At 69.1% G+C, this 23,692-nt stretch carries 23 protein-coding genes; 11 read left to right on the top strand and 12 right to left on the bottom strand.

Translation table 11 applies throughout. The features are described 5' to 3' along the window. Nucleotides 1-14 precede the first annotated feature (14 nt). A complete protein-coding gene (locus ACSQ3N_RS02425) occupies nucleotides 15-308 on the bottom strand; it encodes a hypothetical protein (RefSeq protein WP_056164678.1) in 294 nt (97 codons plus the stop codon). 190 nt (nucleotides 309-498) lie between these two features. On the opposite strand from ACSQ3N_RS02425, the gene sctW reads away from it, so the two are divergent. From sctW to sctV, 5 genes are all read left to right on the top strand, one after another. Then, nucleotides 499-1,602 (top strand): type III secretion system gatekeeper subunit SctW, encoded by a 1,104-nt coding sequence (sctW, locus tag ACSQ3N_RS02430; RefSeq protein ID WP_056164676.1) that lies wholly within the window; start codon nucleotides 499-501, stop codon nucleotides 1,600-1,602. A gap of 2 nt (nucleotides 1,603-1,604) precedes the next feature. After that, entirely contained in the window at nucleotides 1,605-1,988 is a 384-nt protein-coding gene (locus ACSQ3N_RS02435; RefSeq protein ID WP_056164674.1) for a hypothetical protein, read from the top strand. A gap of 154 nt (nucleotides 1,989-2,142) precedes the next feature. Beyond that, nucleotides 2,143-2,574 carry a hypothetical protein gene (locus ACSQ3N_RS02440; protein ID WP_056164672.1) on the top strand — a complete coding sequence of 144 codons (432 nt, stop codon included), beginning with the start codon at nucleotides 2,143-2,145 and terminating at the stop codon, nucleotides 2,572-2,574. 8 nt (nucleotides 2,575-2,582) lie between these two features. Further along, the gene (locus ACSQ3N_RS02445; protein ID WP_156371973.1) at nucleotides 2,583-3,002 is read left to right on the top strand and encodes a tetratricopeptide repeat protein; all 420 of its coding nucleotides are present in this window, start codon (nucleotides 2,583-2,585) and stop codon (nucleotides 3,000-3,002) included. Nucleotides 3,003-3,014: 12 nt separating this feature from the next. Next, entirely contained in the window at nucleotides 3,015-5,135 is a 2,121-nt protein-coding gene (gene sctV, locus ACSQ3N_RS02450) for a type III secretion system export apparatus subunit SctV (protein WP_082516783.1), read from the top strand. Nucleotides 5,136-5,239: 104 nt separating this feature from the next. On the opposite strand, the gene ACSQ3N_RS02455 is transcribed toward sctV, so the two are convergent. Then, the gene (locus tag ACSQ3N_RS02455; RefSeq protein ID WP_056164669.1) at nucleotides 5,240-5,572 is read right to left on the bottom strand and encodes an STAS domain-containing protein; all 333 of its coding nucleotides are present in this window, start codon (nucleotides 5,570-5,572) and stop codon (nucleotides 5,240-5,242) included. Nucleotides 5,573-5,718: 146 nt separating this feature from the next. Here ACSQ3N_RS02455 and sctD point away from each other — a divergent pair, with 146 nt between their 5' ends. From sctD to ACSQ3N_RS02470, 3 genes are all read left to right on the top strand, one after another. Next, nucleotides 5,719-7,275 (top strand): type III secretion system inner membrane ring subunit SctD, encoded by a 1,557-nt coding sequence (sctD, locus tag ACSQ3N_RS02460; RefSeq protein WP_436145498.1) that lies wholly within the window; start codon nucleotides 5,719-5,721, stop codon nucleotides 7,273-7,275. Beyond that, the gene (locus ACSQ3N_RS02465; protein WP_056164666.1) at nucleotides 7,272-7,526 is read left to right on the top strand and encodes a hypothetical protein; all 255 of its coding nucleotides are present in this window, start codon (nucleotides 7,272-7,274) and stop codon (nucleotides 7,524-7,526) included. Before sctD ends, ACSQ3N_RS02465 begins: the two co-directional genes overlap by 4 nt. Before the next feature lie 69 nt (nucleotides 7,527-7,595). Then, nucleotides 7,596-7,835, top strand: coding sequence for an EscF/YscF/HrpA family type III secretion system needle major subunit (locus tag ACSQ3N_RS02470; RefSeq protein ID WP_056164664.1), 240 nt, complete (start codon nucleotides 7,596-7,598; stop codon nucleotides 7,833-7,835). A 100-nt stretch (nucleotides 7,836-7,935) separates the two neighbouring features. Here the strand turns inward: ACSQ3N_RS02470 and ACSQ3N_RS02475 are convergent, their stop codons facing one another. The 5 genes from ACSQ3N_RS02475 to ACSQ3N_RS02495 all read right to left on the bottom strand — a co-directional run bounded on the left by ACSQ3N_RS02475 (nucleotide 7,936) and on the right by ACSQ3N_RS02495 (nucleotide 15,296). Then, nucleotides 7,936-8,418, bottom strand: coding sequence for a type III secretion system chaperone (locus ACSQ3N_RS02475; protein ID WP_436145499.1), 483 nt, complete (start codon nucleotides 8,416-8,418; stop codon nucleotides 7,936-7,938). 69 nt (nucleotides 8,419-8,487) lie between these two features. Then, nucleotides 8,488-9,084: a hypothetical protein gene (locus ACSQ3N_RS02480; RefSeq protein ID WP_436145500.1), complete on the bottom strand. Its 597-nt coding sequence runs from the start codon at nucleotides 9,082-9,084 to the stop codon at nucleotides 8,488-8,490. 87 nt (nucleotides 9,085-9,171) lie between these two features. Continuing rightward, entirely contained in the window at nucleotides 9,172-11,283 is a 2,112-nt protein-coding gene (locus tag ACSQ3N_RS02485; RefSeq protein ID WP_436145501.1) for a hypothetical protein, read from the bottom strand. A gap of 162 nt (nucleotides 11,284-11,445) precedes the next feature. Continuing rightward, a complete protein-coding gene (locus tag ACSQ3N_RS02490) occupies nucleotides 11,446-12,528 on the bottom strand; it encodes an ABC transporter substrate-binding protein (protein WP_436145502.1) in 1,083 nt (360 codons plus the stop codon). 29 nt (nucleotides 12,529-12,557) lie between these two features. Next, nucleotides 12,558-15,296, bottom strand: a complete 2,739-nt coding sequence (locus tag ACSQ3N_RS02495) for an MFS transporter (RefSeq protein ID WP_436145503.1) — start codon at nucleotides 15,294-15,296, stop codon at nucleotides 12,558-12,560. 140 nt (nucleotides 15,297-15,436) lie between these two features. Between ACSQ3N_RS02495 and ACSQ3N_RS02500 the strand changes: the two genes are divergently transcribed. After that, nucleotides 15,437-16,138, top strand: coding sequence for a GNAT family N-acetyltransferase (locus ACSQ3N_RS02500; protein WP_436145504.1), 702 nt, complete (start codon nucleotides 15,437-15,439; stop codon nucleotides 16,136-16,138). Here ACSQ3N_RS02500 and ACSQ3N_RS02505 read toward each other — a convergent pair. Genes ACSQ3N_RS02505 through ACSQ3N_RS02515 form a run of 3 tightly spaced genes read right to left on the bottom strand, consistent with a single transcriptional unit; the run spans nucleotide 16,117 to nucleotide 20,979 of the window. Then, a complete protein-coding gene (locus ACSQ3N_RS02505; RefSeq protein WP_436145505.1) occupies nucleotides 16,117-18,201 on the bottom strand; it encodes a PP2C family protein-serine/threonine phosphatase in 2,085 nt (694 codons plus the stop codon). The two genes, ACSQ3N_RS02500 and ACSQ3N_RS02505, sit on opposite strands and share 22 nt — an antisense overlap. After that, on the bottom strand, nucleotides 18,191-20,158 hold the full coding sequence (locus tag ACSQ3N_RS02510; RefSeq protein ID WP_436145506.1) for a hypothetical protein: 1,968 nt from the start codon (nucleotides 20,156-20,158) through the stop codon (nucleotides 18,191-18,193). The genes ACSQ3N_RS02505 and ACSQ3N_RS02510 overlap by 11 nt, the downstream gene beginning before the upstream one ends. Beyond that, nucleotides 20,155-20,979 carry a hypothetical protein gene (locus ACSQ3N_RS02515; protein ID WP_056164639.1) on the bottom strand — a complete coding sequence of 275 codons (825 nt, stop codon included), beginning with the start codon at nucleotides 20,977-20,979 and terminating at the stop codon, nucleotides 20,155-20,157. Before ACSQ3N_RS02515 ends, ACSQ3N_RS02510 begins: the two co-directional genes overlap by 4 nt. Nucleotides 20,980-21,020: 41 nt before the next feature. Between ACSQ3N_RS02515 and ACSQ3N_RS02520 the strand changes: the two genes are divergently transcribed. Then, entirely contained in the window at nucleotides 21,021-21,512 is a 492-nt protein-coding gene (locus tag ACSQ3N_RS02520) for an ATP-binding protein (RefSeq protein ID WP_056164634.1), read from the top strand. A 120-nt stretch (nucleotides 21,513-21,632) separates the two neighbouring features. Beyond that, nucleotides 21,633-22,073: a type III secretion system chaperone gene (locus ACSQ3N_RS02525; protein WP_056164631.1), complete on the top strand. Its 441-nt coding sequence runs from the start codon at nucleotides 21,633-21,635 to the stop codon at nucleotides 22,071-22,073. 93 nt (nucleotides 22,074-22,166) lie between these two features. Here the strand turns inward: ACSQ3N_RS02525 and ACSQ3N_RS02530 are convergent, their stop codons facing one another. Together ACSQ3N_RS02530 and ACSQ3N_RS02535 are read right to left on the bottom strand one after the other, a co-directional pair. Beyond that, entirely contained in the window at nucleotides 22,167-22,733 is a 567-nt protein-coding gene (locus ACSQ3N_RS02530; RefSeq protein ID WP_056164628.1) for a TPM domain-containing protein, read from the bottom strand. 2 nt (nucleotides 22,734-22,735) lie between these two features. Next, on the bottom strand, nucleotides 22,736-23,677 hold the full coding sequence (locus ACSQ3N_RS02535; protein WP_436145507.1) for a TPM domain-containing protein: 942 nt from the start codon (nucleotides 23,675-23,677) through the stop codon (nucleotides 22,736-22,738). Nucleotides 23,678-23,692: the final 15 nt, after the last annotated feature.

Raw genomic sequence — 23,692 nt, forward strand, 5'->3', positions numbered from 1 at the left:
TGTTGATTTTTTTATCAAATCATGGAGCGGGGGCGACGTGCCCCGCCTGCGCCGGGCGCAGAAAACGAAGCGCGGGCCTGCTCTTCCTTCACATCCTGTTCCACCGCAGCCATGTCTTCCAGGAAGGCCTTCTGCGCGGCTTCGATACCCTTGAGGTCGAGCTGGGCGTCCAGGACACTGCGCACCTTCTCGGGGTCCAGGCCCTGGCTGCGGTAGAACTCGTCGGCGGCTGCCAGCTGGCCTTGCACTTCATCGATCAGCGCCTGAGCGCGGGCTACGATGTCCTGGGGGTTGTCTTGTCCTGCCATTTCGAAACTCCTGTTGATATTGGGCGGTGGTGGTGCGAAATGAGCCGCACGACACCGGGTAAGTAACCACCCCGCGGGTCCGGTTCCACGGTCGCGCAGAAATTTTCGGCAGGCCTGGCAGGGAACCCGATGGCGCCAGCTGTTACCCACCCAGGGGTGCCATGCGCGCGAGCCCATAAGAGAATTCCCTATGTCCAGAATCGAATCGTTCAACACCCCGTCTTTTGACAGCATGTCGTTGCGCGGCGGGCTGCAGGGCGGGGGCCAGGCTTTGGCCGGGCAGTACGCCGGCCAGCAGATCCATGTGGACGACGGGCTGTCCGTGCTGGCCGACGCGGCGGAAGAAATCAGCCTGCACCATTCGGAAAAGGCCGAGACCAAGCACGCCTCCGAACGCAAGAAGGAGGCCACCCGGCCCATGGAGCTGATGAGCCCCGAGGCCATCACGGCCTACATGGAGGCGGCCCAGGCCTTCGAGGACCCCGAGCAACTGGTGCAACTGGCCAAGCGGATGCTGTCCGGCCAGGGCGACCCCGCAGCCCAGGCCAAGCAGGCCTTCCAGGGGCCCACCGAGCAGTTCATGGCGCTGCAGTACGCGCTGCACCAGGGCGAGCGCGAAGGTGCGCCGGCCGAGGTGCTGGACGCGCTGCGCGAGGCCCTGGACGACCTGGAGATGGAGCACGGGCCGCGCATGCGGGCCGATGTCAACACCATCGGCACGGCGCAGGAGGGTGCACGGGGCCATGCCGATGTGGCGCAGTTCCAGTCCACCTACCGCGACGTGGTGCTGGGCAACCCGTCGCTGGCGGGCACCCTGAAGCTGGCTCTGGAGCGTTTTGGCGACAGCGACTTTGCGGCCGGATTGGCACGCCTGACCCAGGCGCTGGGCCAGGACCTGGCAGCCGCCCGGCCCTCGGCCGACCCCACGCGGCTGCAAAACCTGGTGCAGGACCTGTACCACCTGGGGGTGGCCTCGACGGTGCTCGATGCCAGCCGCGAGCTGCACGCCAAGATCAGCGAACAGCACGGCCCGCTCACCGGCACGCCGGTCGCACTGATGCAGGACCTGGTGGGCATCAGCGCCGAAAAATGGGTGTCGGGTGCGCGGTTCACCGCGCTGGCCGAGAAGTTCGGCGCCACCGGGGTGGAGGCGCAGATCCATTTCCTCACGGGGGTGAAGCTGCTGGTGCGGGACATGCCAGTCAAGGTGTTCGTGGACGGGGACCAGCGGCAGACGATTTTTCAGGCGGTGCAGGATGCGCTGGACGCCGCCATCGACAAGGAGGACTACTGACCATGGCGCATTTGCAACAGGCGCTGGCCGATTTCGGCCGCGATATCGGCCTGCCCACGCTGGAGAGCGGCCCGGACGGGGGCGTGCAGCTGCGTCTGGAGTCGGGCGCGCTGCTGGGGGTTGCCCAGCAGGGCGAGGAGGTGGTGGTGCACTGGGCCGAACCGGTGCGGTACGACATTGCTGCGCTGCTTTTGCGCGCCATGAAGCAGGCGGGCGATGCCCGCGATGCCGCCCAGCCCGTGCAGGTGGGCCTGCGCAGCCTGCCGTCCGGCGACTGGCTGGTGCTGGCCACCCGGTTCGCGGCCGACGGCGTCAGCGCCCGCCGCATTCGGGAGGCTTCGGAGTTTCTGCGCCAGTGGCAGGCCGACCTGGGCGGTAGCCGCTGACCGCGCGCGTGCGAACTCGCAAGCGGCAGAAGGCCACCACCGGGGCGCATCGGCACAACTAAACTGCGCGCGCCATGGAACTTCCCGGTGCGCGCGGTTACTGAAACACGCAAGGCTGCGCCCGCACCCTGCGAATCTTCTGGGAGCATGCTGTATGACGGATATGAGAATCAGCGGTCTGATGTTTGACCGGGGCATCGACAGCATTACCTACGCCCAGCAGGATGCGCAGGCCATGCTGCCCGAACGCGGTGAATCTGCCCCGCCCGACGTGGGCTCGCGCGCCCAGCTGTCGACCTTGCTGGACAAGCCCTCCATCGACGACTTCCTCGACACGGCCACCCGCCCGCAGATCGCCAACCGCGATCTGCTGGTTCCTTCGCGGTTTCGCGAGGCGCTGGACAACACGCTGCAGCAACTGCGTGACGCGGCAGCCCAGTGGCAGTCGCCTGCCGGCACCGAGGCGCCCGCCCAGGGGCGCGACGACGAGCTGCGCGTGCTCAACCGCGCCACCCGCTTGCTGACCGAAGAAGTGGGACTGCGTGACCTGGTGCAGATGTACCGCAGCGCCCTCTACCAGGGCTGATGGCGCACATGGCATCTGAAGCATCAGCAGCAGTGGCAGCAGCAACGGCGAGCACCGAGCCTTCTGGTGCAGTCCCGGCGGCAACCATCGAACTGATGGACCTGCTGGCCTTCGTGTACCTGCAAAACGGCCTGCCCGACAAGGCGGCCGTGCTGCTGGCCGCCCGCAACATCCTGGCGCCCGAAGATCCCCGGGCCCTGCTGTCGCTGGCACTGGCCCAGGTGCGCTCGGCCAAACCCCAGCGGGCCCTGAACACCCTAGAGCAACTGGCGCTGCTGGGCGCCATGGACGCTTCCTTTCATCTTGTGCGCGCCCAGGCCTTGCATGCGCTGGACCGCCGCGACGAAGCGGCGGCTGCGATGCGTGCCTTCGTCGCACAGCGCAACGCTGCAGAGCCCACCCCGGAGACCGCGCCCACCGGGCGCTGATTGCATTCCACCATGTCCCAGACTGCTTCGTTCTCCCCGTTCGCCCGCCTGCAGCGCTTCGTCCAGATACTCACCAGCCGCAACGACCTGATCCTGGCGTTCTTCCTGGTGGCGGTGATCTTCATGATGATCCTGCCCCTGCCGACCTGGCTGGTGGACGCGCTCATCGGCATCAACATGACGATCTCGGCCATCTTGCTGATGGTGGCCATGTACCTGCCGTCGCCGCTGGCGTTCTCGTCGTTTCCGTCGGTGCTGCTGGTGACCACGCTGTTTCGCCTGGGCATCTCGATCGCCACCACCCGCCTGATCCTGCTGCAGGGCGACGCGGGCCACATCATCTTCACGTTCGGCAACTTCGTGGTGGGCGGCAACCTGGTGGTGGGCCTGGTGGTGTTCCTGATCCTGACCATCGTGCAGTTCGTGGTGATCACCAAGGGCGCGGAGCGCGTGGCCGAAGTGGCGGCGCGCTTCTCGCTCGACGCCATGCCCGGCAAGCAGATGTCCATCGACGGCGACATGCGCGCGGGCACCATCGACATGGACGAGGCCAAGCGCCGCCGCAACATCGTCGAGAAGGAAAGCCAGCTCTACGGCGCCATGGACGGCGCGATGAAGTTCGTCAAGGGCGACGCCATCGCCGGCCTGATCATCGTGGCAGTGAACCTGCTGGGCGGCATCGTCATCGGCACCACGCAGCGCGGCATGACCGCTGCGGACGCGATGAAGACCTACTCCGTGCTGACCATCGGCGACGGCCTGATCGCGCAGATCCCGGCGCTGTTCATCGCCATCTGCGCCGGCATGATCGTGACGCGCGTGCAGACGGGCGACGGCCCCTCCAACGTCGGCAAGGACATCGGCCAGCAAGTGCTGGCGCAGCCCCGCGCACTGCTGATCGCTGCGGCCGTGGCGCTGGGCATGGGGCTGATCCCCGGCATGCCGCTGCCGGTGTTCCTGATTCTGGCGGTGGTCATTGGCACCATCGGCTTCACCATCCTGCGCGGCACCCGGCGCGTGGTGGACGAAAAAACCGGCGAGGTCACCGAGGTGCCCGCCATGCAGCCTGCGGGCGAGGCGCGCACCAAGCCCAAGGCATCGGACGGCAGCGACGAGTTCGCACCCACGGTGCCCTTGTTGATGGATGTGGCCGCGGGGCTGCAGACCAGTTTTGACGCCGGCATCCTCAACGACGAGCTGCTCAAGATCCGCCGGGCTCTGTATTTCGACCTGGGCGTGCCGTTCCCGGGCATCCAGCTGCGCTTCAACGAATCCCTGCCGCCCGAGAGCTACAACATCCTGCTGTCCGAAGTGCCGGTGTCGCAGGGCCGCCTGCGCCCCGGCTACCTGCTGGTGCGCGAAAGCCTGAGCAACCTGGATGCGCTGCAGATTCCCTACGAGGAAGACCGCAAGTTCCTGCCGCACATCCCCACCCTGTGGGTGGGCGACCAACTGCGCGAGCCGCTGTCGCGTGCGGGCATTCCGTTCATGGACCCCAGCCAGGTGCTGACGTACCACCTGGCGTTCGTGCTCAAGAAGTACTCTGCCGACTTCATCGGCATCCAGGAAACCCGCTTTTTGCTGAGCGCGATGGAGGGCCGCTTCCCCGATCTGGTCAAGGAGTCCACCCGGGTCCTGCCGATCCAGAAGATCGCCGAAATCCTGCAGCGGCTGGTGTCCGAGGACATCTCCGTGCGCAACCTGCGCGCCATCCTGGAGTCGCTGATCGAATGGGGCCAGAAGGAAAAAGACTCGGTGCTGCTGACCGAGTACGTGCGCTCCACCCTCAAGCGGCACATCAGCTACAAGTATTCGAGCGGGCAGAACATCCTGCCCGCCTACCTGCTGGCGCCCAGCATCGAAGACACCGTGCGCGGCGCGGTGCGCCAGACGTCAGCGGGCAGCTACCTGTCGCTGGACCCGGCGGTGAGCAAGCGGCTGGTGGAGAACATCAAGAAGGCGGTGGGCGACATCGGCGGCAACGCGCAGCGCCCGGTGCTGCTCACTTCCATGGACATCCGGCGCTACATGCGCAAGATGATCGAGCAGGACCTGTACGACCTGCCCGTGCTGTCCTACCAGGAGCTGACCCAGGAGATCAACATCCAGCCGCTCGCGAGGATCGACCTGTGAGCGGAAGCCGACCCTGGAGCGATGCTCCTGAATTCATAGCTGCTACCGCTTGTCCAGCAAGCGGTAGGGCCTATTTTTTCTTCAAATTGAACGCCCCGTCGGCGTTACACCTTGGCGAGGCCTTCGTCCAGCGTGGCAGTCACGGCAAACAGGGTCAGGAAGCCGCTCATGTCGAACACCTCGCGCACCATGTCGCGCAGGCCCACGAGCACCAGCTTGCCCTTGGTGGTGCGCAGCTTCTTGCCCGCCAGCAGCACGACGCGCAGGCCGGCGGAGCTGATGTAGTCCAGGGCCGAGAGGTCGAACACCAGGCGCTGGATGCCCGTGTCGAGCTGCTCGGTCACCACGCGTTCGAGTTCTGGCGAACTGCTGCTGTCCAGACGGCCACGGGGACGCAGGATGAGGATGTCATTGCGGCGTTCCTGTTCGAGATTCATGGACGCAGTCCTTCGGGGGTGAGGGGTGAAATGAGGGAGAAAACCGGGAACGGCGCATTGTATGGGCCGCCCTGCCAACCCGCGCGGATTAATTGCCCGGCGGCTGCCCGGCGTGCAGCGCGGGCGTCGGCCGCCGGAGGCGCACGATGAGCGCCACGGCAGAACTGCGCATCCTGACCGGCCGGCACGCCGGGGCGCGCGCACCCCTGGCGGGCGGCGAGCGCATGGGGGCGGACGACGGTTGCGACCTCATCCTGACCGACCTGGACCTGCCCTCCGACATGGGCGCCTGGGTACAGATTGCCATGGGCCGCTGGTGGGTGCGGTCATCGCCGCCGGAGGCGCAGGCACCGGCCGATGCCCCGCCGGCAGATCCCGCTTCCTCCTGGGTGTCCGAGCAGCCCTGGGGTGCCGTAGCCTACCTGGGGCAGGTGGCGATCACGGTCAGCGCGGCGGACGCCGCCTGGCAGGCCGTGCCGCACGGCCATGTGGATGCGGCTGGTGCGGCTGCAACCGCTGACAAAACCGCCGCAGGAACCAGTGTGACGGCGGCCAACGGCGGCTCGCCAACGCAGGCCTCCGGCACCGGCGACCCGATGCTGGCTGTCATTCCACAGAACGACGCGGCCGATCCACAGCACGGCCAACACCAAGCATTGGAGCAGGGCGGGCGTGCGGTGGACGCCGCGGTGCGCACCGGCGCGGGTGTGGCCGCAGGCGCCGCGTCGTCGCCCAAGGCGCGCCGCCGGTGGCAGCCGGCATTGATCATCGGCTTGGCGCTGGCGGCGTTGCTGCTGTCGGTGTTCTGGTCGTTGCTGAAGGGCCAGGGGGCCCAGCGCGCGGCCCAAGGCGCAGAGGCTTCGGAGGCCAGTGCCGCGGCGGCCGGGGCCGAAAGCCAGCAGCGCCTGCTGCGCGACATCCAGCTGGCCATCGCCCGTGTGGACCCCGGCCTGCGCATGCGCATCGAGGCGCTGCCCACAGGCGGCGCCCGGGTCAGCGGCTGGGTGGCAGACATCGCGCAGCTTGACCGTCTGGCGGAAGGGCTTTCCGGCATCCGCCCCGCGCCCGCGCTGGCGGTGCGCACGGCGTCCGATCTGATGGACGACCTGGTCGAAGCGGGCGGGCCGGACGCGCAGGCCCTGCGGTTCGAACTGCTGGGCGAAGGCCGGGTTCGCGCACATGGCCTGGTCATGGCACCGGCCGAGCGCGACAGGGTGCTGGCTCTGGTGCGCGCCCGCGTGCCGCCGGGCATCGAGATCGTGGACGGCCTGCGCGTGGCCTCCGCCCAGGGCGGCACGGTGCAGGAATGGCTGCGCACCGCGGGTTTCGCGGGCGCAGAGGCACGCTGGGACGGCGAGCATATGGTGATCGGGCTGGAGATCGGCGGCCAGGAAAGGTCGCGGCTGGAGTCACTGCTCGCGCGGGCCGCCACGCCGCTCTCCGGCATACCGTTCGTGCTGCGCGCGCGCGAGGTCGGCCGCGCGCCGGTCGTGGCCGCGGTGCCGGCGGTGCCTGCACACGCCAGCAAAGCGCCGTTGCCTTTCAGCATCCGCAGCGTGGTGGGCGGGGCAGTGCCTTATATCGTGCTGGGCGATGGCTCCAAGCTGCAGCCCGGCGGCCGGCACGCGGGCTGGCGCCTGGTGGCCGTGGAGCCGGACCGGATCGTGTTCGACGGGCCGCGCTCCCTGGTGGTACTGCGGTGAAGCTGTTGCTGCCCGATGCCCACCCGGTAGCGCCCGACGAGCCGCTCAGCGAACTGGAGGCGCAACTGCGCGGCCCCCACGCCGACGTCGCCCGCGCCGACGCGCTGGCCCGGATCGCCGCCCTGGAGCAGCGAATGCGCGCCGTGCTGGCCGACGGCGTGCTCCCGGCGGACTATCCCGCGCTGATGGCAGTGCTGGACGCTTGCCAAGCAGCGCGTGAAGTGTTGACAATGGCGGTGCGCGCGCCCTGAAGGGGCCACGACGGCACCGTTATGCCTTTTTTCATCGTGTTCACCCTTTCTTGAATCAGGAGCTTTCCCATGCTGACAACCGGCGGTATTACTTTCAACTCGATCAACAGCTCCATCTCGCAAGTCACCTCGCGCCGTGAAGCCGACCTGCAGAACACCATCAACAGCCTGGGCGACAGCCCCAGCACCGGCGAGCTGCTCGGCCTGCAGCAGCAAGTGCAGCAGTGGACCATGTTCACCCAGATCCAGAGCACCATCGTCAAGGAAGTGTCCGAAGCGATGAAGGGCGTGATCCAGAAGGCTGCCTGAGCGCGCACGCAGGGGCACCGCCCTCAGGGCGCTGCCCCTGCGTCAATCAATCCAGGGGGCCCGGGGCGACTGGGCCTGGGGCGATTTCGTCTTCAGGGCTTCACGCTCGCTGGTGGAAGAAGGCCATTCCACCCTGAGCCTCCGCAGTCAACGACTGCGCCGCCGTGCCCTGCGGCTCGCCGCCCAGGAAGGTAGACCAATCCTGCGCATGGTCCACAAAGCGTTCCACCGCCTGCACAAACTCGGCAGATGCGCCCGGCACCCGCTCATCGAAACGCTGCGACAGCAGCACCGACGCTGGTTCGTTTTCATCCAGCGACAGCGTGGCGCCGCCGGTGCCGCGCCAGAATCGGTTGGCGCGCAGCATGGCGGCCATCACTTCCTCGCGGCGTGCGGAGGGCACGGCGCCCAGCACCGCAAAGCAGGTGAGCGCATGGGCCGCGGCGTCGTGCTGCAGGTGCACGGCGATCTGGTCGAACGCCAGGGTGCAAGCGCCCTGTGCATCGAGTTCGACCGGGAACAGGCCCGCGGCCTGGCGCAAGGCATCGAACAGCGCACTGCGCGTTGCGGCGGTGTCGGTCATGGGAATCTCTCGCTTTCTTGTCTTCAAGGGTGGTTTCGTTCGCCCGGTGGCGGCAGCGGCACGGCCTGGTTACAGCGCACGCACCGACACGAGTGCCGACAAGTAGGCATCGCCGTCGGCGGCCAGGTCGTCCAGCGACGCTGCGCGGCCGGGTTGGGTACAGCCCCATCGCTGCGGCTGGCTGCCGAAGGCGTCGTCCACCAGCACCAGCGTGCGTCCCTCGGGCCAGCGGCCGTCGGCGCGGGCTGCGGCGGCGCGCTCCTGCAGCAGGCGTGCCAGCGTGAATGCGCCCTCTACCGCCATGGCAGGCGTAGCGCCGGCCGTGCCTGCGCCATCCCCCGCCGGTGACCAGTCGCGCTGCATGAACAGCGCCACGTCCGGGCCTGCGCTGTAGCAGCGCAGCCGGGCATGCAGCCCGCTGCCGATGATGCCGAGCACCGCGTCACCACGCACGCTGCCACCGCGCGAAGACCAGGCCTGAAAGGCTTGGTCTGGGTCGAGTTCAGCCCATTGCGCAGCCACGCCACTGGCGAACAGGTGCGAGGCCAGGGGCTCCAGCGCGTGCACCACGCCCTGGGCGAGCGGTGGCGCGGGCAGGCCAGCACGGGCCAGCCAGCCAGAGGCCGCAGTGCTGGGGCGGGAAAGAAGACCGGAGAGCTTGTCCATGGTGCGTTCCGAGGTGTTGGTAGTCCGGGTGGAAAGTTGCGTGGCGGCTTGGCGCAAAGACCGGGGTGTCGGCGTGCCGGATGTGCGTCAGCGAACGCTGCGCGGGTCCAGCAGCGGTTGCTGGCGACTTGTGCGGACCTCGGCCAGGATGGACGATTCGCGCGCGACGTAGCTGACGTTGGAGATCTGTTCTTCCAGCGCCTGGATCTGCCGGTTGACCGCGGGGGTGCGGGGCTGGCTGCGCAGCGTTTCGAGCTGGGTCAGGGCGTCGGTGGTGCCCATGCCCAGCAGGCTGCCAACGCGCTCGGAACCCCAATCTTCGGTGCGCTCGGCGACCTGGCCCTTGGCCTGCAGGTCGCGCACATGCGTCTGGATGGCGCCGAGCCGGCTCTGCGCGGCCGCTTGCTCCCCGGGGGTGAAGCCCGGCCCCATCAGTTCGAGCATCTTGTCGGGCGTCATCGCCAGCAGTGCGGTGGCGGTCTTGGTGCTGACCACCTGGGGCAGCACGCAGCCCTTGAACGGCGGCGATTCGCCGGTGCGCGAACGCATCGCCGCGGGGTTCACATCGTTGGGGTGGGTCAGCTGGTCGCCGAAGGCGATGTCGTTGTCGATGCCGATCACGCCGGTGACGCGGCCATCCGCGCCTTGCTGCACGATGTAGTTGTGGCCGTGGCGGTCCACCTGGCCGCACAGCGCATCGAGCCACTGCAAATCGGTGGTTTTCTCGCGCAGCACCGGGTCGGAGAAGTCGAACGCCACGAAGGCATCCTTCTCCTGCACCGTGGTGTCGCCGTCCATGTTTTCAACTTCCATGGAGTTGATCAGCTGAATGCCCCCTTCCACCAGCTTGCCATCCACGAAGCCTTTTTCCCGTGCGTAGGCCGTGGCCAGCTCGGGGCTCGCGCTCAGCTCGGCGCGCTTCTCGGGCGACAGCGTCACGACCACATCCCCCGACTTCAGCGGCGACAAGCCTGGCGCGAAGGACATCACCAACCCCATCCGCTGCTGGCCATCCACCTCGTGCACGCCGATTTCGGCTTTGGGTGTGACGCCCATGCCCAGGTGCTGGTCCAGGCGGTGCACCGCCACGTTGCGCTGCTCCATCACGGGCCGATCGGTGTTGATGCCGGACGCCGAGACCGCATCAGGCTGGGCGCCCCCCGGCACGGAGGGCTTGAACACGCCGGTGAAACGCGTGCCGTCGCTCAACTGGTAGTGGCCCTTGAACACCGTGTTGACCGCGCCGCTGCCCAGCTTCGTCAAGCCGCCGCCGGCCTCCGGGCTCCTGTCGAGCGCCTTGTCGTTGAAGGCCAGGCCCGCTGTCTCGGGGCGGATCGGCACGCCGGTCTGCGCGTACTGCTGCGCCAGGCCTTCGGGCATCTTGAGCTTGATGGCCTGCACCAGCGACTCTCCGTCGAGCGGCAGGCTGAACAGCCTTTCGACGCCCGCCTGCAGTTCGGCGGGGTTCATGCCGCTGGCGCGCAGTTCGGTGGTCACGGCACGAATGTCCTGCAGTGACAGCGGCGGCTTGTGCTGCGAGAACGCGCGCGCATCGGCAACGCTCAGTCCCTCGGGCATGCCTTCCCTGCCGATCTGATCGCGCAGCCCATCGAGCTGCGCGCGCTGGGCCTGCACCTGGCTCTTGAGCAGGGCGATGTCGTCCCGGTGACTGTGGCGCGAATTGCCCTGCGCATAGGCGTCGCAGGAGCGTTCGAGCTCGCCCAGTTCCTGCGACAGCTTGTGGATTTGCCCCTCGGCATAGGCCTTGCGGGACTCCGGGGTGGTGGGCGGTGCGGGCGCGCGGTCGCTGCCGGCGGCCTGGTGAAAGGACTCGAGCTTGTTCAACACTTCCTTGTAGCCGGTGGAGCGGTGCAGCACGGTGATGCCGAACAGCTTCCAGTCACGCTTGGGCTCGCCCACGGTGTCGCGCAGCGCGGTGGGTGTGGCCAGCGCCTCGCGGCGCAGCGCTACCGGCGCCTGGGGCGCGGTGGTGACGGTGCGCTCCTGCAGAGACCGTCCGCTCGCGGGCTGGGGTGTGGCGCGCAGCTCTTCGCCCAGCGATGCGTGGGGCGGGGTGGCCAGGGCGGTCACGGTGTGGCCGCCGAGCTTTCCCTGCACTTCGCCGCTGCCCGTCGGGGCGGTGCCTGAGGTCCAGGTCGGAGCCGTCGTGGTGCCGGTCTGGATCGGGGAAAAGGACATGGCTGCTGCTCCTGGCGGTGCGGGGAAGGGGTGGGGCGGCCTCAAGGCCGCGGGACTGCCGCCCGGGCGCCAAGGCGCGGGCGGTGCATGGACTTGGTAACCCCGCCGTGCAAGAGGTTCCATCGCGCCCTGCCCAGGGAGGCGATGGATGGCGTTGCGCGCCTACTTGGCCGCTGCCTGCGTTTCCACGTTGATGACTTCCGCCACGTTGAGCAGCAGCATGGGCGGGTACAGGCCCAGGGCCTGCACGGTGCGCATGTTGATGAGCAGCGAAAAGCGCTGCAGCGTCGACGCTGGAATGTCCTGGGTGCGTTTTTTCTCGACCAGGATCTGGCGCGCCATGGACCCGGCGTAGCGGCCGATGTTGGCGCCGTTGGAGAACAGCCCGAACATGCAGCCCGACTGCCGCACGATGCTTTCGGTGGCGCAGAAGGTCGGCAGCTTGTTGTCCAGCGCGGCGGCAGTGACGGCATCGCGGTGCGTGAAGGCCAGGAAGGTGATGGGCCCCACATACAGCAGGTCGGCGCCGCGCTCGGCCAGGCTCTTGACCTGTGCGGTGATCTGCCCCGGGTCCGGTGCGCCGGTGGGCAGCAATGGCAGGGCGGCCTCGACGACTTCGAAGTTCTGCGTCTTGGCCAGGTCCTTGAGCCGGTCGCGGATGAGCGCCGAATTGGGCTCCACCGGGTTGTGCAGATAGCCCAGCTTGGCAAACGGGCGGTAGGCGCGGATCGCGTTGAGCTGCACCGGCAGGGGCGCCACGTGGCTCACGCCCGTCACGTTGCGCGAGGGGTGCTCCAGCGTGGGCAGCAGACCTGCGCCCACCGGGTCGGTCACTTCCGTGAAGACGATCGGGATGTCGCGGATCGGGTTGCCGGCGTTGGGCTGGTCGTGGCGGCCCGCCAGTGCCAGCGACGTGGGCGTGCCCCACACGTAGATGAGGTCCGGGTTGGCTGCGCGCACCCGGCTGCGCAGGTCGGCAATGTCGTCGGCCTTGCCCGAGTAGCGGATGTTGACGTAGCGCACCGGCACGTCCTGGCGCTGCAGGTAGCTGGTGAACCCGGCCTCGATGTTCTGCTCATCGCGCGGCAGCACCATGGCCACGGTGTAGCGCGCGGTAGCGGCCGCCACCGCGGCGGCGGCACCGCTCGATGATGCGGCGGGGGCGGGCTGCTGCGCCTGCGCGCCAAGCCCGCAGAGAATCGATGCGGCCGCCAGGGCCTGAAGTGCTTTGGAAACGAAGGGCATGAATATCTCCTGTGTGCCGGGCACGGGCGTTACGCGGCCACGCCGGCGCGCGGTGCCACGCGCAGGCCGGCTAGCAGTCCCAGGGTGGCAACCGTCAGCAAGATGCCGACCGCGACGACGGCCCCGGCAAAGCCGAAGGCCGTGACCGCAATCGCCGTCACGAAGGGCGCGACGATGCTGCCGGCCCGCTCGATGAGGCGGAATGCCGCCAGCGCCTGCTCCGGCGTGGCCGTGGCCTTGCCGTCGGGCTGGTGTTCGAACACCTCGGTGGTCAGTGCGATTTGGGGCGACGACTGGAACGCCTGCCCGAAGCCCAGCAAGGCGCAGCAGGCGGCCATGCCCCAGACACCACCGAGCGCCGGCAGCGACAGGCAGGCCAGCACGCTCAGCGCGCCACCCAGCACGATGAAAGGCTTGCGCTGCCCCAGCAGGTCCGACCAGTGCGCCACCAGCGTGGCGGTGGACGCAAAGCACAGAAAGTACAGCAGCAGCACGCGGCCTGCCACGGCGGGCTGCTGCTGCAGCTCGCTCATGTACAGCGGCACCACCACCGACAGCACGGTGACGGCCACCAGGCGGCCGGGCAGGGCGGAGCCCAGGATCACGCACACCGCGCGGGGTTCGCGCAGCACGGCCCAGTAGCCGCGCCAGCCGCCCGTGGTGGCCAGTCCGCGCTGGGCGGCCTGGGCGCCCATGGTGGCGCTGTCGAGCGACAAGCGCATGGCGGCCACCAGGGCGGCGGCCATGCACAGTGCGCAGGCCACAAAACCCGCCACATCGCCAGCGCGCGCCGCGATCATTCCGCCAAACGGCGGGCCCACGATGCCGGCTGCGACGATGGCGGCGGCCACTTCGGCCAGCCCACGCGCGCGCTGCTTGGGCGGTGTGATGCGAACGATGGCGGTCTGCACCAGGATCAGCGCCAGCCCGTAGGCCGCGCCGCCCGTGGCGCGCAGCGCGATGAGCGTCCAGGCATCCTTGGCCCAGGACGTGGCGGCCAGCGCGAACATGCCGACCAGGGCCGACAGCACCAGGCTCCATCGCAGGTCGAATCGCTTGGCCAGCGCCGGGCCCAGCGGCTGGGCCAGTGCCAGCGTGGTCATGAACGCAGCGACCGGCAGGCCCGCCACCATGGTGGGCGACAGCGCCACGTCGAACGGACGGACCTCGCTGGCGAATACCGTGAAGAACGGCCGCAGCAGCTCTTCGGACAGCGCCACCAGAAAGACGGTCAGGCGCAGCAGCGTCAACTGCGACGCGACGGCGGCGGGCACTGCCGTGGCCTCGGCGCGGTCGCCCTGCCGGTGGCCCGCAGCCTCCAGCAGCTGCGCGCGGCACTCTGCGGCGTCGCGGTCATGGGCCTCGGCCGCGTCGCGCGCAACCGCGTGCCGGCGTTGCCAGCGGCGTTGCACGCGCTGCCAGCCCCGGGCCTGGGCGTAGGCGGCCAGCGGGTACAGCAGCGACTTGCGCCACAGGCCGCGCGACAGCTCGCGCACCAGCACTGCAGCGATCACCAGGGCCAGCACCAGATCGAGCAGCATGCCGCCCAGCTGGCGGTTCACGTAGTCGGCAGGGTAGCCCACCACGATCCGCCCGCCATCGGGCGTGACGTTGATTGCGCGTTGGGAGAAGTCCTCCTCGCTCTCTCGCCGCTGGCCCGCGGGCACATCGTCGCCCCAGGTGGTGTGCGTGGCGGCGGCATCGCCCTGGCGCAGCGCCAGGTAGCTCAGCTCCGGCGCTTCGGCCAGCTGCTTCTTGAAAAGCTCGTCCATGCCGTTCAGCTGGCTCCATGGCACGCCTGCGGCGAGCGCACGGGCCACCTGGCCGGACAGGGTGCGGGCCACGGCGTCGGCGTTGTTCTGGATCTGCTCGGTGACGAAGGGGCGGGCGGATTCGCGCGCGATCCACACCATGGTGGAGGGCGCTGCCACCCCCGCCAGCAGCAGTGCCAGCCACAGGGCCTTGCCGTAGCCTTGGGTGCGCGTGCCGTTCGTACCGTTCGTACCGGTGGTTCCGTTCGAGCCATGGACCCTGTCGGTGCGGGCCGTGGGGTCCGCTTCCATGGCGCGACTGGCGCCATGGCGGCGGCGCTGCAGCGACTCGATCACGCGGGTGCCCCAGCGGATCAGCGCCCACCAGGTCAGGAACAGCGTGCCGACAATGAGGGGCAGCGCCTTGAGCACCATGCTGGTGGCGGCATGGTGGGCCTGCTGCCGCACGACGGTGGGGTCCAGCGCCGCCCAGATGGTGGCGGCAGGCGTACCCGTCGAATCGAACATGACCGTGCCCACGAAGACGCCCCGGCCCGTGGTGCGCACGCTGGGGGGGTGGTCCGGGCCGCCGGTGCGCAGCGGCGCGTTCCAGCGCCCGTCAATGGCGGTGCGCAAGGTCTCGTCGCCGGCCTTGGCCACCGGGTCCCCGCGGTCCGTGTCCACAAAGACGGCGCGCAGCGCCTTGTCCTCGGACTGCATGCGCTGCAAGCGCTCCACCAGGGAAGTCTGGTCGGCCACCGCCACGCCGAACTGCATGCCGCGCTCCGCCTCGTCCGCCACCTGCTGCAAGAGCCGCACCACCCGGTCTTGCGACAACTGGGTGAGCAGTTGCTCGGTACGCCAGGCGATCAGCACGAGCGAGAGCCCGAACAGCGCCAGCGAGAAAATCGCCGCGAACACCAGCGACTCGCGGCGCAGGCGGGGGCGCAGCGCCGCGAGATCGACGGACGCGGCAGGGCTCTGCGCGGCGCCTTCTGTGATGGTGCTGTCACTCATGAGGTATACCCTTTGGCTTGGCTGCGATGCAGGGGCTTGCTTTGCAACAGCCACGTTGTCGTGCAAACTCGCACGCTGCTGTCGGAGTCTCTGGTTTGCTGTCGTCGATTCAACTTACGCCCCCGTCCCTGTCGCCTGATGTGGCATTCGCCCATCTCCCGGATCTGAGTGCCCACATCCTTTTGCCGCGTGACTTTGCGGCATGGAGCGCGCTGCGCGACCGGGTCATCGCCGACTTGCCCAACCCCGACTTCTATGTGCGCGAAGACGATGAGCAGGCGTTCTTCGAGGCCCACACGCAGCCCCGGGGCGAGACCATCGGTGTGTTTGCGCACGGCGCGCTCGTCGCCTATGCCATGGTCGGGTTTCCCGAGGCGGATTCGCCCGAGAACCTGGGGGCCGTGATCGGCATCGAGCCGGAACTCCACGCCCAGGTGACCCACCTGTCGAGCTGCATGGTGCTGCCCGAGTGGCGCGGCCGCAAACTGCAGCGCACGCTGCTGGCCGCGCGGCTGGCGCTGGCGCATGCGCGCGGCCGGCCGCTGTGCATGGCGATGGTGTCTCTGCTCAATCACAGCAGCAGGCACAACCTGCTGCGCCAGGGCCTGCACATCGCATGGACGGGCGTGATCGACAGCCTTCAGCGCCATGTGGCCATGATCGACCTGCAACACGGCCTGCACTTCGACATGGGCGACGAGAAGCTGCTGCAAAGCGATGACTTCCATGCCCTGCAGGCGGCCTGCACCGCTGGCTACACCGGCATCGGCGAGGTGCGCGATGCATCGGGCGTGCGCCTTCGGTACGTGCGGCACCTGCATCATGACCGCGCTCCCTGGTAGGTGATAGCCACGACGGTGATGTCGTCCGCCTGCGCAGCCCCAGCCTCGAACGTGCGCACTGCCTGAACCACGCGCTGCGGCACGCCGCCCGAATGGCCTTTGTGCAGAGGGTCGGCACCCACGGCCACCATGGCGTCGAGCAGCGCCTGGTCGCCGAACAGATCGCCTTCGGCATTGTTGGCTTCGGTCACGCCGTCCGTGTACAGCAGCAGCGTCTCGCCGGGTGACAGCATGACCTCGCCCTCGTTGTATTCCTGGCCCTCCAGCACGGCCAGCGCCATGTTGGTGCCGCGCTCGAAGAAGGTCGCCTTGCCGTCCCGCAGCCGAATCGGCGGGTTGTGGCCGGCGTTCACGTAGGTCAGCCGTCCGCTGCTCAGGTGCAGCACGCCGTAGAACACGGTGACGAACATCATCTGGTCGTTCTCGGCGCACAGCTGGTCGTTCAGCGCGGCGATGGTCGCGCCGGGCAGGCGCAGGAACAGCGCATTGCTCTTTAGCAGCGTGCGCGAGATCGCCATGAAGAAGGCGGCCGGCACGCCTTTGCCCGAGACATCGGCCACCACGATGGCCAGGTGCTCGTCGTCGATGGGGAAGTAGTCGTAGAAGTCGCCGCCCACTTCCTTGGCGGGGATCATGGTGGATGCGATGTCCACCTCGTCCATGTCGGGCGCTGACCGCGGCAGGATCGACAGCTGCATCTGGCGCGCGATCTCCAGCTCCTGCTGCAGGCTGGCCAGCATGGCCTGTGTCTGCACGGCGGCCTGCAGCTCGCGCAGCAGCTTGAGCAGGCGGCTTTGCTGCGTGCTCACCAGGCCCGACATGCGCCCCAGAATCCCGGCCAGCTCGGCCAGCTGGTTGGTGCCGCTCTGCACGGTTTCGGCGACGGGCGTGGGGATTTCGCCCCGCGTGGCGAGCGACGCGAGGATCTCCTCGCGCGACGCCGGGTCCAGGCTCTCGGCCAGCGAGCGCAGCTGGTCGCGGATCAGGCGCTCCTGCTGGTGGCGGATGCGGATGCGTTCCTGCCGCAGGGTTTCCAGGTTGAGCAGTTCCGAACGGATGGCTACCACGCCCCGCGCGATGGCGCCGGACTCGTCCTCCGCCTCTTCCTCGCCGTCGTCCAGCGACGCATCGGTGGCCCCGCTGGCCAGCGCCTTGAGCACCCCCACCGAGCGGCTGAGCGGCTCCATGGCGTGCTGCATGTAGGCCGCCAGGCCCATCACCACCAGGGCGGCAAACAGCAGGGCACCGCCGGCAGCCGCCCAGTTGAAGAACTTGTCCGACCGGTACTGCGCGGTGACATCCTGCGCCCACACCAGTGCGCCCACCACGCGCTTGTCGGGGTTCATCACCGGCTGGCTCACCAGCTGCAGCGCGCCCTGGCCGGTAGCGGATGTCGTCGACAGCGGCAGGATCAGCGCCTGCGAAGACCGCACGGGCACCACGGCGCCGGTGGCGGACAGGCTGCCGGGCTGGGTGCCCAGGGTTTCCTTGCCGCGCATGTTGACGAGGAAGATGTCACCGCCCAGGTAGGCGGCCAGCTCGGGCAGCCGCTGCGCGACGTCCTGGCCGATGGCCAGCGCACCGCCGTCGAAGCCGCGCACCAGCACCCAGTCGTACTGCCGCGGCGCCACCTGGCTCAGGCCGCGCACGCCCGAGGGCGATTCCATGGCGGCCTTGACCCAGCCGGATTCGGCCAGCGGCTGCGGGTCGAACCCGGGCTCGGTGGTGGAGATGAGTCCGCCGCCAGGCCCCAGGATGTCGATGCGCAGGCCCGGCGCCTGGCGCACCGCATGCGCCAGCAGCGAGTCGATGCGCTGCTGCGCACCGGGGGCCTGCAGGTTGCGAAACGACGGGTCTTCCAGCAGCTTGCGCGCCAGCGCGTCCTGGCGGTCCAGGCTCTCGTTCTGGAGCTTGTCCCACGCGATCCGCTGGCCCTGCAGCAGAGCCTCGTTGTAACGCTGCGCCCAGCGCTGCTCGCCGAGCCAGCCCATCATGCCCAGGGCGGTCACCAGCAGTGCCATCGCCAACAGCAGGATGAACATGATGCGCCGCTTAAGCTGCATCGTTGTCCTTTCGTGTCGGCTGCCAGGGCTGCGGACGGGGTTGGGCCCACCAGCTGGCCCCGACGGCCAGCGTGGCGACGAGCATCAGGCTGGTGGTCGGCAGGCCCGCTGCCGCGATGCCGCCAGCGAGCAGGGCGCCGATGGCGGCTCCGAGCAGCGTGGCAGACGCCGTGGTGTGGCGGGTGCGCTGTGTCGATGTCACGGCATGACCCAGCAGGTACGCCGTGAGCAGGGCCGCCACCGACAGGGCGGCGATGTGCCAGGAGCCCGTGCCAGGCAGTGCCAGGGCCAGTGCATTCAAGGTGGCTGCCACCCCCAGAGCCGCGCCGGTGTGGCGGCGCCGGCGCAGGGGATCGAGCAGACCCCCCAGCAGTCCGACACCCAGTGCACTGGCCACTGCGGCTTCAGAAAGTCCGTGGGGAATGGCAGTGGCCGCCACCCAGCCCAGCACCATGAGCAGGCCCGACGCCGCCGCGGTGCAGGCCGTGGCGCCCCATGCGCGCAGACCGGTGCGGGCCGCCGCCGTGGGCTGCGGCAGGTTGCGCCCGCCGACCCGGTGGCGCCAGGGGCTGCGCGGCTCGTTCCAGCGCAGCAGCAGGAAGCTGGCGCACAGCAGCGGCAGCGTCAGTGCCAGCCCGCCATACAGCCCGCCGAGCGCGGTGAACGCGACCGAGCCCAGTGCCGGGCCGAGCCAGACCGTGGCGCCCACCCAGGCCCCGATCGCTGCCTTGGGCCAGCGGGGCATGGCGTGCTTGAAGTCCTGGCGGCGCGGCACCTGCTCGACCGTCATGCAGGCCGCCAGCGCGGCACCGGCGAACCCGCCGCACCACAGCGCCACGACCGGCAGCAGGTGCAGGGGGTTGTATCCCGTCAATGCGCCCGAGGCCAGCACCAGGGCCAGTGCGGCCAGCCCGGCGCAGGCCGAGAACAGCACCGACAGCACAGGCCAGCGCCGGCCCTGCGTGATCCAGGCGGCAACGGTGGCAGCGACGATGAACGCGGCAGGCAGCAGCGCGAAGTGGAGGGGGGCGATGTCGGCCACCGCGCTCGATGCCGATGCGGCCAGCCCCAGCAGAGCCATGGCAGCAAGGGTCATGAGCAGGCTGGTCCAGAAGGACTGCGCCTCGGCGGCCACCACACGCACCTGCGTGAGGCCGTGGTCGGCAAATCGGTGGGTGCCCTGGGCTTCAGCCAGCAGCATGTCCAGGTATTCGCGCCGCTGGGCCTGGGGCTCGGTCTGGCGCAGCGACGAAATCAGGCGGCGCACCCGGGTGAGTGTTTCGTGGACGCCGCGCACGGCATGGCCCAGCTGCTGCGCCCGCAGGTCGAACCCGCGCCGGTGCGGCAGCACGATGGACCGGTCGTAGCGCCCGCTGGCAATGGCGCGCATCGCCAGCCGCACGGCATGGTTGCGCAGCTTGACACCCTGGGCTTCAGAAAAGCGCGCGGCCAGGAAGGCCAGCGCCGCCAGCAGCAGCACCGTGGGCAGCAGCAGGATGGCGGCCGAGCGTGCAAACGGCCCGGCGCCTGTCTCCTGCAGGGCCAGGCGCACGGTGCCGCGCGGCTCGCCGCGCACGGTGATGGGTGCATCGGCCACGGTACCGGCAGTCGCCTTCGCGGACCTCTCCCGTTCCACGAACCACAGGACCTTGCCGGGCCCCTGCAGCAGTGCGATGGACTGGATTTCGGCATGGGCGCCCAGGCGCTGGTTGAAGAGTGCCTCCACCCCCACCAGGCCGTCGAGCGGGATGCCGATGTCCAGCGCGTGGCCGATGCGCTGGCTCAACGAGTCGGCCATGAGCTGGGCGCGCACGCGCTCGCTCTCTTGCCGCATGCCGCGCAGCTGCTCGTACGTGTTCCAGGCCAGGGCGGCGGCCGCTGCCAGCAGCAAGACCAGGGCGACGCTGCCCAGGCGCAGGGCGGCATTGGGGCGGCGGGGCCTGCGGTGGCTGCTCATTCCAGGCGCTCGCTTTCGTCCAGCCGTGCCAGGCAATCGTCCATGCGCGCACGCACCGCAGCCGCTTCGGCCAGGGACTGGGCCATGCGGCCGGTGCGCTCGTAGGACTGCCGGCGGTATTGCGGTGCCAGGGCCCAGCGCGCGGCCGCCCAGCCGATCACCACCACCAGCACGAAGATCGCCAGGGTGGTGAGCAGGATGGGGCTGAGCAGCTTGTCGCGCAGCGAGCCGCCGTCCACCCACTGCAGGGCCGGTGCCGGGGCTGCGTAGCTGGTGCTGATGTGTCCCACCACTTCGCCGAAGGCGTTGTGCAGGGGCAGGCCCATGACGGCCTCGGTGCCTACCAGGGCAATCCAGGTGCGGTCGCCGTGGGCTCCGGCTTCGGCGGCCTGCGCGACGCGGGCATGCAGGGGCTCGCCAATGGCGCCGCGGTCGGTGCTGAACAGCGCGATGCCGGCGCGGTCGACCACGTCGATGGCATGCAGTTGCCGGTCGCTGGCCAGTGCCTTTTCAAGCCGCGAGGGCATGGCACGGTGGTCGGGAAGGTCCAGGCCCAGCGCCAGGTCGCCCTCGATGGACTCCTGCAGGCCGGCCAGCGTGAGCGACAGCCGGGCGCGCTGGATGCCCTGTTCTTCCTGGGTGCGGATGTTTAGCAGCAAAAAGGCGATGAGAACCACGCCTGCCAGCACGATCAGCAGCCACAGCCCGGCCAGCTCCCACAGCGCCGCAAACCCGGGCTTGGCGCCCACGGGCGGCGTGGCCGGCGCGGCAGCACCGGGCTGCGCCGGGGTATCAACGGGTGAAAAGGCGGCTCCGCTCATGCCACAATGCGCCGACGCGTGTGCAGGCCGAGAGAGCGGCGATGCGCATCGATGTCCACGGCCCTTTCGAGCGCATGCTGTCTATGAACCCTCCGGCTGAACTGCACTGCACCCTGTCCGGTACCGTCGCGGAGCTCCCGTCGTTCTTCGAGCGCATGGAGGATTGGGCCATGGAGCAGGGCGCTCCCATGCCGCTGGCATCTTCTTTCGGACTCATGCTGGATGAGTTGCTCACCAACGTCGCTACCCACGGGTATGGCGGTCAGGGCGGGCCGGTGTCCGTGCAACTGGTGTTCACGGCCCCCAGCACCTTGAGCGCTGTGGTGCGCGACGAAGGTCCTGCGTTTGATCCCACCACGCTGGTGGCTGCCGATATCGAGGCGTCGCTCGAGGACAGGCATATCGGTGGGCTGGGTGTGCATTTCGTCAAGAAGTTGGCGGATCGTTTCGTTTACCGCCGGGACGGCGCCGTCAACGAAATCGCGGTGTCTCGCACATGGGCGCCGGGCGGCGCTCTGGGCGAAGGTATGTAGCAAAGTGTACAGGCGTATCATTGCCTGTGACCAGCGCCATGTGCGCTGCCCGGCCGCGCTCGCGCCCGGGTGCATCGACTCCTCCCCCTACCGTTTTCCCTTCGACCGCTCCCTGGTGCCATGTCCGACAGCCACGTGTCCCCGTTGATCGCAGCACTGGGTGAAGCCATTGGCATTCCGGCACTGCGCGCCGATGCGCAGGGGTGCTGCCGGCTTCTCTTCGATGGCGACCGCGCGGTGGAACTGCGGTGCGCCCCAGCGCAGGGGCGCTGGGTGCTGTCCTGTGCGCTGCGCGGGCAGCGTCTGGACACGGCGGGAATGCAGGTGCTGATGCAGGGAAACCACATGGGCGCCGGCTTTGGCGGCGGATGGTCGGGCGTGGACGCTCAGGGGCTGGCTGTGGTGCATTTGCCACTGCCGCTGCCCGAGGCATCGGCCAACGCCATGCTCAGCGCCATCGAGTTGCTGCTCAACCATGTGGAGCGATGGGAGCGGCGTCTGCTGGAAGCCGTGCCCGCCGCATCCGGCTCGCGCATGGCTGAGTGGGCGCAGCGCATCTGACGCTCGCGCTGCCAGCGGTTTGAGCGCCTGCCGCTGTCGCCTCATTCCGCGCATTCTCTTTGCCACCAGGGCGTGGAACCTTAACCGTGGCCTTCAGCCCCTGCGGCCGATGATGGGCTCGTCGGGCAGCTCGTTGCCAGGGCGTTTGCTGGTGCTGCCTGCAGCACCCGTAGCACCCGCGGGGCTCGCAGGGAAGTGCTGTTGCAGCAGCGCAGACACTTCGGAAATGGCGCGGGCAAGCCCTTCCTCGTGGCGCCCGGCGCGAAACGCATCGCCCATTGCGGCCACCATGCGCTGCCAGGTATCGGCCGGCACGGCGCCTGCCAAACCCCGGTCGGCCACGATCTCGATGGCGTGCTCGGCCTGCAGCAGATAGATCAGGACGCCGTTGTTGCCCTCGGTGTCCCACACCTGCAACTTGCCGAACTGGGCCACTGCGCGCTCACGGGCGCTGGCACCGCGCCACAGGTACGACAGGGGCAGCCCTGCCTCGACGCAGATGCGGATCTGCCCGGTGTGCAGTTGTTCGCTGGTCGCGACGCGCTCGGTGAGCCGCGCGATCAGATCGGCAGGGAAGGACCGCGTGAGCGCACCGTCGGCCCAGCGGTGGCGGGCCAGGCGCTGGCAGCGGTGCCAGAGGGAGTGGTTATGTCCTGCCATGTTCACCAGCCTCCCGACGCGCCGCCGCCGCCAAAGTTACCGCCGCCGCCCGAGCTGAAACCGCCCCCTGACCCGAAGCCCCCGCCGCCGCGGCTACTGCCACCGCCGCCCCAGCCGCCAGCGCCCGCACCCCAGCCGCCCGCGCTGCCGCCGTGGATCACCGGGCCGCTGCGGCCGCCAAAGAGCCAGGTGTAGAGCAGTGCGATCAGGCCGGCGCCGCCGGCCAGCAGCAGGCTGGAGGTGATGAAGAAGGCAACGGCGCCCACGCCTCCGCCCATGACCAGGCCGCCCATCCGCCCGCCCAGCAGGCTGCGTGCCAGCGGGCCCGCGACGATCACGCCGAAGAACAGAAAGATGGCGAGGTCCGTCCAGTCGAACCCGCTGCCTCCCGCAGAACTGCGGCTGCGTTGGGGCTCGCTGCCTTGCTCCGGGGCGGGCAGGGCCTCGCCTGCGATGCGTGCGCTCAACTGGGCTACCGCGGCGGTCAGGCCGCCAGCGTAGTCGCCCTGTTGAAACTTCGGCTTCATGGCGCCGTCGATGATGCGTGCCGCGGCGATGTCGGGGATGGCGCCTTCCAATGTCTTGGCGACCTCGATGCGCATCCTGCGGTCGTTCTTGGCCACGACCACCAGCACGCCGTCGCCCACCTCGCGGCGGCCGATCTTCCACACGTTGGCGACGCGGTTGGCGTACGCGGCGATGTCTTCGGGCGCGGTGCTCGCCACCATCAGCACCACCACCTGCGCGCCGCGGGTGCGCTCCAGCGCCTGCAGCTGCGCGTCCAGCGCGGCAGCGTCGTCGGTACTGAGCGTGCCGGTCTGGTCGATCACGGCGCGGGTGAGGGCGGGCACGGGCTGCAGGCCCTTGTCAGCCTGGGCCCAGGTGCTCGATGTTGCTATTAAAAATATAGCTGCTAGCGCCCGCCAGATGCGCGGTAGAGGCATTTTTTGGTCCAAGTG

Origin of the sequence: Acidovorax sp. LjRoot194 (assembly GCF_964253015.1) — a bacterium.
Classification (GTDB): Bacteria; Pseudomonadota; Gammaproteobacteria; order Burkholderiales; family Burkholderiaceae_C; genus Acidovorax.